The sequence below is a fragment of the Calothrix sp. NIES-2098 genome, assembly GCF_963875125.1.
Taxonomy (GTDB): Bacteria; Cyanobacteriota; Cyanobacteriia; order Cyanobacteriales; family Nostocaceae; genus Aulosira.
In genome coordinates this window covers 2217384-2230515 of sequence record NZ_CAWNKJ010000001.1, presented here as the reverse complement: position 1 = coordinate 2230515, position 13132 = coordinate 2217384, and the positions used below count along the sequence as shown (strand labels likewise).

10 protein-coding genes are annotated in these 13132 nt (G+C 40.6%); 4 read left to right on the top strand and 6 right to left on the bottom strand.

Features of this window, described 5'->3' with window-relative positions; genetic code table 11:
• Positions 1 to 423 precede the first annotated feature (423 nt).
• Both AACU33_RS09365 and AACU33_RS09360 read right to left on the bottom strand, forming a co-directional pair.
• Positions 424 to 1701, bottom strand: a complete 1278-nt coding sequence (locus tag AACU33_RS09365) for a diaminopimelate decarboxylase family protein (RefSeq protein WP_339375876.1) — start codon at positions 1699 to 1701, stop codon at positions 424 to 426.
• Positions 1689 to 3449, bottom strand: coding sequence for an asparagine synthetase B family protein (locus AACU33_RS09360; RefSeq protein ID WP_339375875.1), 1761 nt, complete (start codon positions 3447 to 3449; stop codon positions 1689 to 1691). Before AACU33_RS09360 ends, AACU33_RS09365 begins: the two co-directional genes overlap by 13 nt.
• Before the next feature lie 287 nt (positions 3450 to 3736).
• On the opposite strand from AACU33_RS09360, the gene AACU33_RS09355 reads away from it, so the two are divergent.
• The gene (locus AACU33_RS09355) at positions 3737 to 3922 is read left to right on the top strand and encodes a hypothetical protein (RefSeq protein ID WP_339375874.1); all 186 of its coding nucleotides are present in this window, start codon (positions 3737 to 3739) and stop codon (positions 3920 to 3922) included.
• A gap of 246 nt (positions 3923 to 4168) precedes the next feature.
• Entirely contained in the window at positions 4169 to 6916 is a 2748-nt protein-coding gene (locus tag AACU33_RS09350; RefSeq protein ID WP_096588251.1) for a cation-translocating P-type ATPase, read from the top strand.
• A 90-nt stretch (positions 6917 to 7006) separates the two neighbouring features.
• Here AACU33_RS09350 and AACU33_RS09345 read toward each other — a convergent pair whose 3' ends face one another.
• Genes AACU33_RS09345 through AACU33_RS09335 form a run of 3 tightly spaced genes read right to left on the bottom strand, consistent with a single transcriptional unit; the run spans position 7007 to position 9504 of the window.
• On the bottom strand, positions 7007 to 7933 hold the full coding sequence (locus AACU33_RS09345) for a GUN4 domain-containing protein (protein ID WP_096588250.1): 927 nt from the start codon (positions 7931 to 7933) through the stop codon (positions 7007 to 7009).
• Between the two features lie 35 nt (positions 7934 to 7968).
• Positions 7969 to 8598: a hypothetical protein gene (locus AACU33_RS09340; RefSeq protein ID WP_096588249.1), complete on the bottom strand. Its 630-nt coding sequence runs from the start codon at positions 8596 to 8598 to the stop codon at positions 7969 to 7971.
• Between the two features lie 18 nt (positions 8599 to 8616).
• Positions 8617 to 9504: a hypothetical protein gene (locus AACU33_RS09335; RefSeq protein WP_096588248.1), complete on the bottom strand. Its 888-nt coding sequence runs from the start codon at positions 9502 to 9504 to the stop codon at positions 8617 to 8619.
• Positions 9505 to 9723: 219 nt separating this feature from the next.
• Here AACU33_RS09335 and AACU33_RS09330 point away from each other — a divergent pair, with 219 nt between their 5' ends.
• The gene (locus AACU33_RS09330) at positions 9724 to 10656 is read left to right on the top strand and encodes a hypothetical protein (RefSeq protein WP_096588247.1); all 933 of its coding nucleotides are present in this window, start codon (positions 9724 to 9726) and stop codon (positions 10654 to 10656) included.
• 100 nt (positions 10657 to 10756) lie between these two features.
• Here AACU33_RS09330 and ychF read toward each other — a convergent pair whose 3' ends face one another.
• Positions 10757 to 11848 carry a redox-regulated ATPase YchF gene (ychF, locus tag AACU33_RS09325; RefSeq protein ID WP_096595199.1) on the bottom strand — a complete coding sequence of 364 codons (1092 nt, stop codon included), beginning with the start codon at positions 11846 to 11848 and terminating at the stop codon, positions 10757 to 10759.
• A gap of 495 nt (positions 11849 to 12343) precedes the next feature.
• On the opposite strand from ychF, the gene cysH reads away from it, so the two are divergent.
• Positions 12344 to 13069, top strand: a complete 726-nt coding sequence (cysH, locus tag AACU33_RS09320) for a phosphoadenosine phosphosulfate reductase (RefSeq protein ID WP_096588246.1) — start codon at positions 12344 to 12346, stop codon at positions 13067 to 13069.
• Positions 13070 to 13132 lie beyond the last annotated feature (63 nt).

Below are 13132 nucleotides of genomic sequence, written 5' to 3'. Positions count from 1 at the left end.
TATAAATAATACGTCCAAGCTAATTGGTATACAGACCATACAATTAAAAAAGAACTACTCCCAAATATTTTTGAAAGTATTGTTCCGAAAAAACCTGTCACCCAAATCGTAAAGAATATATATAAGATAATAGCAAATAAAGTAAATGAATTTCGTTTCAGACGAGCATCTAACAAATACAAAAGCTGTTTCGGTGTAAAAAATAAAGTGTTATTAGCAGAGATAATAGATATTACTTTGGCAAACATAGGGTCAGTAACTTTGACATTGCCCATAGTGGTTGGTTCAAATACGAAGGGATGCTGGCATTGCATACACCGACCATTATTAGCTGTTCTATCTCTTAGTTTATTGTCAGTTCCGCAGTTAATACATTTCATAGTTTGATAAGACGGTTAAGTTGTAATATTTTCGCAATGGCTGTCATTGGTCATTTGTTATTGGACTTTTCTCTTCAAGTATCTGATTCATCAACAAAACACTATAATCTTCTCGCTGACGAATTAGATGATGTATATTATTTTCTAATAAAATTTCCGCAGGTTTGGGACGATGTAAAAAGTGAGAAGACATCGCATAACCATAAGCCCCGACATCTAAAATGGCGATAATATCCCCAATTTCTAAAGCTGGAAGTTGGCAATTTTTACCTAAATAATCTCTGGAGTAAGTTGTGTTACCACAAACATCAGTGGGATAAATTCGCGTGTTCTCTCCTGGTTTCCATGCGAAGATTTCGCGATAGCCACCATGTACAGCAGGCACTGAGAGATTCGCAACGGTGGTATCAACTCCCACAATCTGTTTTTCGGCTTGCCATTTTACAGAAACAACTTGCGCTAACAAAGTACCACAACCTGCGATCGCAGCTCGTCCTGGTTCAATTACTAAATCTATTTCCCGCCCCAAAGCTGTAATTCTCTCACTCAACTTTGCGCCAAACTCTTCCCAATCAAAAGCTGCTTTACCGTGATGATAGGGATAGCCAAAGCCACCACCAAAATCCAAATATTCCCAATCTGGTAACTTTTGCGCTGTCGCCAGCACAGTATCAATCACTTCGGTAAAAGCTTCTGTCGCATTAGTTCCAGTCCCTCGGTAAAAATGCAACCCCTTAATTTTCAATCCTGCTTGCTGCGCAATCGCCACCGCTGGGTCAAACTCCTCCGGACGCACACCAATGCGACTATCGCCAGTAACTTCCGGTAAATTTACCCTCAACCCCAACTTAACCTCTCCCTCTCTGCGCCTCTGTCTTGAAAAGTTCAGATCGCCGGAAGCCGGCGCTCCGACTTTTCGCCGCGTCTCTGCGTGAGAAAAAACCTCACAAAACAACTCCACCTGATTCACACTATCGAGATTTAACGTTCTCACCCCCCAATCCAAAACTTGAACCATCTCATCTCGATTTAAATTACTGCCACTGTAAACAATATCACCAGGGTCAAAACCCGCTTGCAACCCCAGATAAATATCTCCTGGTGTATTGGCGTGGAGTCCCCAGCCAGCAGCACGAAAAATTTTGAGTAACGCAATATTCCCATTAGTAACGCTAGCAAAGCGAAACTGTGTCCGGGGATAGCTAATGGCTTGAGTAATGTGCTTAATAGTTTGACGTAAGCGATCGCCATCATACACATAAAGCGGCGAACCGTAGACCTTCAGTAACTCCTGCGCTAATTCTAAGGTTAAGTTTGCCATTGCTTGTATCTTCTCCATAACCAACTAGGTAGCCAAAACGGATGATTCCACGAAGGTTTACCTGGGTTTTCCCCTAAAATATGCGATCGCCAAAGTTCCCACATAATTAATAACCACAAACTCTCACCAATCCGTCTACCTTGAATACTTCCTCCCAGTTCGCCTGTAACAATTTGTGCAGCTATCTGGGAGGAAAAACGGTTTTCAGCACTGAGTATAGCTGGATTTAGCCAGATACCTACATCGTGCCAAAACTCATTGAAACACCAAGAGGTTAAGGGAACGCCCATACCGCGCTTTTGTCGCCAAACAATTTCCGGTGGTAGCCAATTTTCTACAGCTCGTTTCAGGATATATTTCTCACACGCACCTTGTAAACAGAGTTCGCCAGATAAGCTAAACGTCCATTCTGCTAAAGGTAGATCGCAAAAAGGCGATCGCACCCACAACCCATGTGCAAAACTCAAAGCAGTAGCGCGAGGGTGGATATTTTGCGCCCCTTTCAGCATCAAGCTAGCGCGGCGGAGGCGATGCAGTAGGGAAGGACAGCAAGTTGCATCTAGCGCTTCAACAATCCAATCTTGGGGGTGTAAATTCTCTATCTGTGCGTAAACTTCTGGCTGATAAATTTGCGATTCATACCCCCAAAAGCGGTGAAACGTGCGCAGATATTGCAAGATAAAACTTTCCTCCGCCTGATAAATCCCCGCCGCAATTAAAGGTTTATTCGTCCACCCAGCAAATAATTGATCTCCACCTTCACCATTAAAAATTACAGAAGTTTCCTGGCTAGCTGCTTGCGCTAAGAGATACAAAGGAACAGTCACCCCATCGCCAAAAGGTAAATCCAGCGCTTGTACAGTAGAAATTAAAGCCTTCTTAATTTCCCGTGGAGTCGCCGCTACTTTCACTAAAGGAATTTGAAGAAACTGCGCCACCTGTTCTGCATAAGGGAATTCCGGAATCCCAGCGCTACCAAAATTGAGAGTATAGGCACGGACTTTCACTCCAGCTTGCACCAACAACGCCGCCACAATTGAAGAATCTAGGCCACCAGAGAGAAAAACTCCCACAGGTTCAGCTTTTAAATCAGCAATTTGCTGATAAATCGATGCTTGGAGGAGAGTTTGCAATTGAGTAACGGCTGTAGCTTCATCTTTAATTTGTTCCGCCTGTTCCCGCCACGAGTGTATACTTCGAGATTGCGGCTGAGAGAGTTTACCCAATTCATAATTACCCTGCCAAATCATCTCAGTTCCCGCCGGGACTGCAAATACTTCTTTAACAGGCGTTAGGGGAGTGGGGACGTAGGAAAAACAACTGTAACCATATAAGCCAGGAAGGCTAACATCGCGCTGTTGCAGAATTGGTAACAGTAGTTGCAACCGAGATGCAAACCAAATCACCTCTCCTTGCTGAGTCCAGTATAAAGGAACCCTACCGAAAGGTTCTCTCGCCAAAATGAGGTGGTGATTTTCCGTCACATTTACCCAAGCATCCGGCGTAGTGGATAAACCCGATGCAGAAATCGCAGCAATTGTATTTTGCTGTGGGGAAGAGTTTCTATTTATTCCCAGATGAACAACATTCCAAAGGAGTTGATTCTCCTTTTGAGAAAACTGCTGTGTAGATAGTGGAGATGTTGCAGACAAATTAGTTAACAACGCCGTCAATTCACGTTGCGAACCGTAACCCCAATAGCCGATAAAAGCAGATTGGTGATTGGAGAATGGGGATAAGGAGGACAAGGGATATAGGGAGCAGCTGATAGGTGTAGGTATTTTACGCGGAGGGCAAGTGTGAGTAATAGAAAGCATCAACAGGAGTAGGAGGAAAGGAACTCCAACAATGAAGATGAATTGACAAACCATTGAGCAAACAAGCAATCAGGGTAATAAAACCCAGAAGAAAACAAGAAATCTGACGTAGTGGTTTTGGATGAAAGGATTTAGAGAAGGCGATATGTTTGTTGGGAAGTTGTTGGTAATTTGGGAGAGGAGATTGATTTTCAGCTTCACCCTTACGGGTGAGGTAGTTGCTTTCCGACGCAAGGCGACAGGAACGCACTACCTCACCACCAAGTATAACCATCCGCAATGTAGCAACTGCTATGGCTGCGCCAACGCCAAGGGCGAACGCTAACCAAAGACGTTCAGCACGTTGTGGTGAGAGTAAACGAGTATTTTGCCATTACCAACCATCAGATTTGAGATCGCGATAAAAGCATTTGTAATAAACCTACACCTGTCAGGCAGGGAGCAGGGGGAGAATTATCTGTAGTCAGAATTTAGAGAAATGGTATGAGAGACGCAAAGAAATCATAAATGCCCTACCCCATGCCTAATAACCAATGACAAATTGAAGCTAGCTATGATTAGCATTAAATTATTTTAGTGTTTTATGCTTCTTGGCACTAAATTACAGTGTTATATTCTATATAACACTGTAGAAAAGGTAATAAATAGTTATGGCTCCAGCTGTATCTACCATCGCACCAGAAGATAAGCAGCTGACTGTTTGGCATGGCTTGGATATTTCGGATGCGATCGCGCGTTTGCAAAGTGATGCTGAATATGGGTTGAGTAAGGCTACAGCACAACGGTTGTTACATGAATTGGGCGCAAATGAACTGGCAGCGAAGCCTGGTCAACCTTGGTGGTTAAAATTTTTACTGCAATTTAACCAACCGCTACTGATTATTTTGTTGTGTGCGGGTTTGGTGAAGGCGGTGACAGGTAGTTTTGTCAACGCTGGGGTAATTTGGGGTGTGACGACTACTAACGCCATCATTGGGTTTATCCAAGAGTCAAAAGCCGAGAGTGCGATCGCGGCTTTAGCCAAAGCTATTACTACGGAAGCTACTGTGATCCGTGATGGTCAAAAAATTCGCATACCATCCAGTGAGTTAGTACCTGGAGATATTGTATTACTGACTTCCGGCGATAAAGTACCAGCAGATTTACGGTTAATTCAAGTAAAAAATCTCCAAATTGATGAATCTGCTTTAACAGGGGAATCAGTTGCAGTAGAAAAAGATACTGCAATTCTCAAGCCAGATACCGCCTTAGCTGAACGGAAAAACATGGCTTATGCGGGTGGTTTTGTGACCTTTGGGCAAGGTACGGGAATTGTTGTGGCTACAGGAAACGCTACGGAAACCGGGCGTATTTCCGAACTAATGGAGCAGCATACCAATCTTTCTACGCCTTTAACCAGAAAATTCGACAAATTCAGCCAAAATTGGTTGTATATGGTGCTAGGGCTGGCTACCCTCTGCTTTGTTGTGGGATTAGGTTCTCGCAGCTTTCAAGATGCTTTAGAAGCGGCGGTAGCGTTAACAGTCAGCGCCATTCCTGAAGGCTTACCAGCAGTAGTCACAGTTACACTTGCCATTGGTGTTTCCCGCATGGCGCGACGCAATGCAATTATCCGCAAATTACCCGCCGTAGAAACCTTGGGTAGTGCAACTGTCATTTGTTCGGATAAAACCGGGACTTTAACAGAAAACCAAATGACAGTACAAGCCATCTATGCAGGAGGACATCAATATACTGTCACTGGTGTCGGTTATGCGCCCGATGGAGAAATTCTCAACGATGAAAAACCAGTTGATTTGAACAGCGATAAGGGTTTGCAAGAATGCTTAATCGCTGGCTTACTCTGCAATGATTCCCACCTAGAAACGAAAAATGGTAGATGGGTAGTCATGGGAGATCCTACCGAAGGTGCATTAATTGCAGCGGCAAACAAAGCTGGATTTAGCCAGCCGACTTTAATCAAGCAAATGCCTAAATTAGATGGGATACCCTTTGAATCAGACTTTCAATACATGGCGACTTTGCACGCCACACCCAAGGGTAAAACTATATATATCAAGGGTTCCGTTGAGGCGATTTTACAACGCTGCACCTTGCTGTTGAATACTAACGGACAACCCCGCCCCCTCGATTGTGTAGAAACACTACGCCAAACTTCCATCGAGCGAGAAGTGAATATTATGGCACGGCAAGGCTTACGGGTATTGGCGTTAGCGAAAAAGCCCGTTAGTGATGAGCAAAATACCCTAGATCATCCAGATATTGCCGATGGCTTGATATTTTTAGGCTTACAGGGAATGATCGATCCACCCCGTGAGAGTGCGATTAAAGCGGTGCAAGCCTGCCAATCAGCCGGAATTCAGGTGAAGATGATTACCGGAGATCATGCTATCACAGCTCAGGCGATCGCTCGTCGTATGGGCATCAACAAAAATGGTTCAGTTCTCGCCTTCACAGGTGCAGAACTCGCCAAAATGGAACCAGCAGAACTCGCCCAAGTAGCCGAAGAAGGCGTAGTCTTTGCCCGTGTCGCCCCTGAACAAAAGCTGCGTTTAGTCGAAGCCTTACAATCAAAAGGCGAAATCGTCGCTATGACAGGAGATGGTGTCAACGATGCACCCGCCTTAAAACAAGCAGATATCGGGATTGCAATGGGAGGCGCAGGTACAGAAGTTGCTAAAGAAGCCGCAGATATGCTGCTTACCGACGATAACTTTGCTTCTATTGAAGCGGCTGTAGAAGAAGGAAGGGCAGTTTATAAAAACCTGATCAAAGCAATTTGCTTTATTTTGCCTGTTAACGGTGGGGAATCAATGACAATTTTGATTAGCACATTATTAGCCAGAGATTTACCGATTTTATCCTTACAAGTACTCTGGCTAAATATGCTCAACTCCATCACCATGACAGTACCCTTAGCTTTTGAACCCAAAGCGCAAAACGTCATGGAACAAGCACCGCGCCATCCCAACGAACCCTTATTATCGACAAGTCGATTAAAACGAATTTTGGCAATTTCTTTATTTAACTGGATTGTGATATTTGGCGTATTTGAATATATCCGCCAAACCACAGGCGATTTAAATTTGGCACGAACAATGGCGATTAACTCGTTAATTGCGGGGCGAATATTTTATTTATTGAGTATTAGCCAATTAATTCCCAACCTGATTGCCAAAATGGACGGCACAATTCAAGAGAATGTTGATATTCCTGCCATTGCCTTCGGGATTTTAGGGGCGATTGTTTTGCAAATTATCTTTGCCCATGTGCCGTTGATTAATTACGTGTTTGAAACAGCGCCTTTAAGTTGGCAGCAGTGGTTATTCTGTTTAGGTGTTGGTTCACCGATGATTCTTTGGGCAGCTGTTGTCAATCGTATCGATCCGCCCAATTAATAGTGGGGTGGGCAATGCCCACCTAATTTTTTATTTAATTTTCAATGTTTGAAAAATAGTTATTTAGTAACAAAATACATTGTTATTAAATTAGTATCTTGGTAAGAAACGTTTTAGTCTATGTGGAAGTTCCCCAGGATTACGATAACCTAAACCAAGTACCCTAATCGTATAAGGAAGATGTCCTGTAGGTGCATCAAGGCTAAATATAGCCTCTTCGTATTTGCGCCATTCAGTATTGACAAGGTTTACCAACCAACCGACGCGATGGCCAAATAGTTTATAATCTTCATCAGAATCTTGCCATATTTGCTTTTGAACACTAAAACCAAACTTGCCATCACTATATTTTAACCAAAGGTTGTTAATAATTCGCAAATCATGACGCGATAACTTCTTAATTTCTCCATCGTCTAACCATTTATCGTCTTCTCGATCAGAGATTCTAAGCATATATATACAAGTTTCTCTATCTGCTTCTTGCCATTTATGCTCTGCTAACAAATCCCGCAACTTAGTGTAGTTTATTCCAGAATTCGGTGATATAAGAGTTAATTCGGCTTCCAGTTGAGAAAATTGCGATCGCAAGCTTGATAAAGATTCTAAAATCTCTTTTTGTAAATCATTTTCAGGAGACTTTTGATTTGTCTCAAAAAGTTGAGATACTTGCCCTTTAATTTGGGCTAACTCTTCAATAATTTGAAAATTTATAGTTGATTCAGGTAGACTATTTTTAAAATTCTGGATTTTAGCCTGAGCATCATTAGCAGCTTTTTCTGCTTCTATTGCAGTTCTTTCAGCAGATTCAAGCTTTTCTTTAGTAAGTTGAAGCTCAGATTTCAATGAATGTATTTCTGTTTGAAAAGACTTAATACTTGATTCTAAAGCTTGTACATTACTAGCTTTGATAGTTTCTAACTCGTCTTGCAATTCTTCTTTTGTACGCCTGAGTTCTTCTATTGCTCTTTCGTAGTATCCCAATGGAGTTTTCCAGTCACTGACATCAATATTATTCATAGAAATATTTATTGTCTATTTTTGTTATTAAATAATTACCCTGTCTTTCTTGCTACTCCAACTCTCACGCTATGATACCATTTACCAACATGCCATACTTGGTAAGTATCATTTCCATCCTTTACATATTTAAATCTCATCCAATGTTTATCGTCTCTTGCTTGTAATAATGATGCTGCTTTGACACGAATATCATCATGCCATGTATCATCAATTCTCCAGACTTGTAAACAATGATGATTAACACTATCAAGTTCACGGAATCTTATCCAATTCCTATCATCTTTACCTCGTAACATTAAAGCCTTCTGTGCAATAATTGAACCATCTTCAATACCAGCTTTGACAGATTTTATTTTTGCAATAGCAGAGTCAGTTTGATTTTGGGTTTTTATTAATGAATCTTCAATTTCTTGTTTTGTCTTATGTAACTCTACTTTGGTATTCTCCAATTCCTCTTTAGTAGCTTTAAGTTCTGCTTGCGTTGCTGCTAGCTCTTGTTTAGTAGCTTGAAGTTCAGATTTTAAACTTGCAAATTCAGACTGAATTGTTCTAATGTTCTGTATTTCTGCTTGTAGTTCTTCCTGTGTATGTCTTAATTCCTCTATAGCTATTTCACAATATTCCAAAGCTGTTTTTCCGTATATTAAATCAGTTTTCTTCATAAACAACCTATAGTTAACTTATTTACCGGACAAAAATTTTTGTGATTGCTGAGACTCTAATAAAGAATTGTCTGTATGAGCATAATCTCTCATGGTCTTTCTCCAAAACTCACACAGTAAACCATACTTTAGCCAGTCTTCAATAGCTCGTCTTTTCAATTCTGGAGACTTTTGGACTAATGCAGCCATTCTTGCTGCATTTAGTTGCATTTGTCCATAAGTTTTTAATACTTCATCTATTGAACTATTTTCATTTAATTTACTTATTTCATAGCATTGATTTAATTCATAAAGCTCAACGTCAGATAGCATAGCCCCAGGCTTTAGCCCTATCTTTAACTTTTGTTTACATTTATCGAAAGGATTCGGTAGAGCATGAGCTAAACTCTTTTTTAATTCATATCGAATTAATTCTAGCTTTTCATCAATATTTTCATTGATTTTATCTACTATATAGTTTATGTCTTGAAATAATTTGTCTTCTAAAGTATTAATATCTTCAACAATAATTTGACTTATTTCTTTAGTTTGGTTCAATGCTCTCATTACTGCCAAAGAAATTTGATTTATTCTATTTTCTACATAAGCATCAACTTCACCAACAGTCTCTCTTACATCTTGGAGAGCCGATTTACGTATATCATCAATTTCTTTGAGATTATCCTTAATTTTATGATCTGCATTATTTAACAAGGACTCAATATCAGCTTTAGCCTTAACTTCTAATTCCTCAGCTTGTTTTATCCGTTTTTTAGATACATAGTCTATCCTGTCAGCTAAGGGATTAAGTTTTTGATCAAATAAGTAGTTTATTTCCTTCTGAATAGATTCACCAAAATCCCGTGAAATTTTCTTTCCTGAACGCTCTAATTTTTTAACGAAACTACCAAATATCCATCCCAGCATTATGCATCATCCTGAAGTGATTGTTTACTGGTATACAGTTTCAAAAATAACATTGCAAAAAGAATGTGTCGAGTTATCAAATAACTTTAAATAATTAAGTATAATTTCGGTTGCTGTTGACAGTGAAGATTACTAAAAGTTACTTAATTATATGGCGCGATCGCCTGAATTTGATATGATTGGTCATCCGTTAATGCACTCTCTTACTGATGCTCATTTATGCGCCTGTCAGCAGTACTTAATCTACCTCGGTTTCTGAAGTTAATCATCAATTTAGTAGTCTTAGGAACGCTGTTATTTCTCTGTCAGCGAGTTTGGGCGCAAGATTGGCGGCCTGTGCGGGGTGGTATCCCTTTTGGTATCAGTGGTATGGCTCTGATTGAGCAACAAAGCAATTCTCTAGATTTTCTGATTGTTCATGACAACAAAAAATCTAATCAAGGTCGTTTAGCACTTATTAGTATTAAAGGTAAAAATCAACCTGAATATTTATCCTTTAACTGGCCAAGTAAGGCAGAATTACCAAACGATTTAGAGGCTTTAACATCTATTCCTAAAACGAAAAATACTGCTTTTCTAGCTTTAAGCAGTTCAGGAAAAGCTTATTATATTATATTAGAATCCGAGCCTAAAACTATCTCACTTGTCAAAGAATTTGATTTACCAATAATTCCTAAAGGAAGTAATTTTGAGGCATTTTCCTTACAAGACATTGATGGTAAGTTAGTAGCATTATGGGCACATCGAGGCGAAGCAGAACAACCAGCAACTCTTTATTGGGGATTGCTTGATTTGACGAAATCTCAAATTATACTCACAAATTCTGTCAATCTCAAAGTTCCATTTCCATCTGGTAATGTTCGCCATATTTCTGATATAAAAGTAGACCCAGCAGGAGTTGTATTTATTAGCGCAGCCAGCGATCCTGGGGATGAAGGGCCTTTTCAGTCAGCTATATATATTGCTGGCTCTCTCGGATATAGTGGTAACAAAATAGTATTCAAGCAAAATCCTCAACTTGTACCGCTTTACCGCACTAATTACCACAAAATTGAAGCATTAGAACTTATTCCTGGTGCAGAAGGAGGTGTAATTGTTGGTACTGATGATGAAAATTTTGGTTCTTCTGTATATATAATTGGTGGACAATAAAAACCGCCGATGAATATAGATAAACACCGATAAATCAATTATCTGCGTTTATCTGCGTGCATCGGCGGTTAAAATAATTCGTCTTGTAATTATGAATTATCTAAACGTTGAATCGGAATAACATTACATCGCCTTCTTTGACAATATATTCCTTACCTTCACTTCTCACTAATCCTTTTTCTTTCGCAGCATTTATTGAACCAGATGCTACTAAATCATCATAAGCAACTGTTTCGGCGCGAATAAATCCTCGCTCAAAATCAGAGTGAATTACTCCTGCTGCTTGCGGTGCAGACATCCCTGCATGAATTGTCCAAGCACGAGTTTCTTTAGGGCCGCTGGTGAAATATGTGCGCAAGCCTAACAGTGTGTAAGTAGCACGAATCAAAGATTTTAAACCGCCTTCTTCCACACCCAATGATGCGAGAAAATCAGCTTTATCTTCTTCGGGTAATTCTACAAGTTCGGCTTCTACTTGGGCAGAAACTATGACGACTTGGGCATTTTCTTCTGATGCTATTTGTCGCACTCTGTCGACAAATTCATTACCAGTTGCTAATTCATCCTCAGAAACATTAGCGGCGTAAATAATTGGTTTATTCGTCAGTAGTCCTAGCCCTTTAATAATCTCTGCTTCTTCTTCAGTTAAACTAATTTGTCTAACAGATTTACCTTCATTTAAAGCAGCAGCTAATTTTTCTAGAACTGTGACTTCAAATTGTGCTTCTTTACTAGTACGTGCTTGTTTGCGAGTACGATCGATACGGCGCTCAATTTGTGCTAAATCTGCTAAACCAAGCTCTAAATTAATGATTTCAATATCTCGTGCTGGGTCAACAGAACCAGCGACGTGAATAATATCATCATTTTCAAAACAACGCACGACATGGACAATTGCATCTACTTCCCGGATGTGGGACAGAAATTGATTACCTAGTCCCTCACCTTGGCTTGCACCTTTAACCAAACCGGCAATATCTACAAACTCAACACGCGCTGGGACAATTTGTGCTGAACTGGAAATATTCGAGAGAACATTTAAACGCTCATCCGGTACTGCGACAACGCCAACATTTGGTTCAATGGTGCAAAAAGGGAAGTTAGCAGCTTCGGCTTTGGCGTTAGCAACCAAAGCATTGAATAAAGTAGATTTTCCGACGTTGGGAAGTCCGACAATTCCGGCTCGTAGCATTTTAGATTTTAGATTTTGGCTTACAACTATTAGAGCAGAGAGCTTACCACTAAACATCTGAAATCCCAAAAAGATTTCAGGTGGTAACGGCTAAAAGCCATACAGGGGTAGGACAGACAGTTTAACGCCAGTTGCTACAACAGTGGGAACCTCCGTCAAACTGCCCTCATGAATACATTGCACGTGCGCGGTGCAGTTACACTGAGTTCTATCAAATTATCAAAAACACTTCTATATTATATTGTTGACTAAAAAAAACTGTACTCATGTCTCAGCAATAGCGGTTTCGGCGATCGCACAGAACATTGTAGATTTAAAGAATCGGCGATCGCTTGTCAGATAATGGAAGCTGTGGGACAACTAAGTATCATTAGCTACAATAAACAATTTTTACTAATCCCTCATTTCCTAGCGATTTATGTGACTTTGTGTGTGCCCCTTTGGGGTAAAATAAATCTCGTTGAAGTTCAAGAACTATTTAGCTAAAAAATTATCATGACAGTTTCCACGGTCTCTCAAAACCCAACAAGCGATTTTAATTTAGAACAGTTAAATCAACAATTTGAAACTGCTACTCCTAAAGAGATACTGGCCTGGTCTATAGAAAATATCCCCACGGGACTGGTGCAAACCAGCGCCTTTAACGTGGATGACATGATAATTACCCATATTCTTTATACTGAACTGAAGCATCCAGTCCCAGTTATATTTCTCGATACCTTATTCCATTTCCCTCAAACTTTAGAACTAGTTGCGAAAGCTAAAGAAATCTATACCCTAGATTTGCAAACCTACAAAACTCCAGATGTAGACAGCCGCGAAGCCTTTAACGCCAAATACGGCGAAGCACTTTGGGACAGCGATATTACCAAATTCCACCAAGTTACCAAAATTGAACCTTTGCAACGGGGTTTAGACGAACTCAACACCATCGCTTGGATTACCGGTCGTCGTCGCGACCAAGCCGTTACCCGTGCTAATATGCCTATCTTTGAATTGGATAGCCAAGGACGCTTGAAAGTGAATCCCTTAGCTAACTGGACACGCAAAGATAGCTGGGATTACGTAGCTGAACACGGAGTAATTTACAACCCCTTACACGACCAAGGCTATCCCAGCATTGGCGATGAACCCATCACAACCAAAGTTGGCGAAGGTGAAGACGAACGCGCTGGACGCTGGCGGGGAACTGGTAAAACTGAGTGCGGAATTCATATTTAATAGATGATGAGGGAAGGGGAAATGGAGGAAATTACTTTTTTCCTCCACTCATTCCCCACTCTC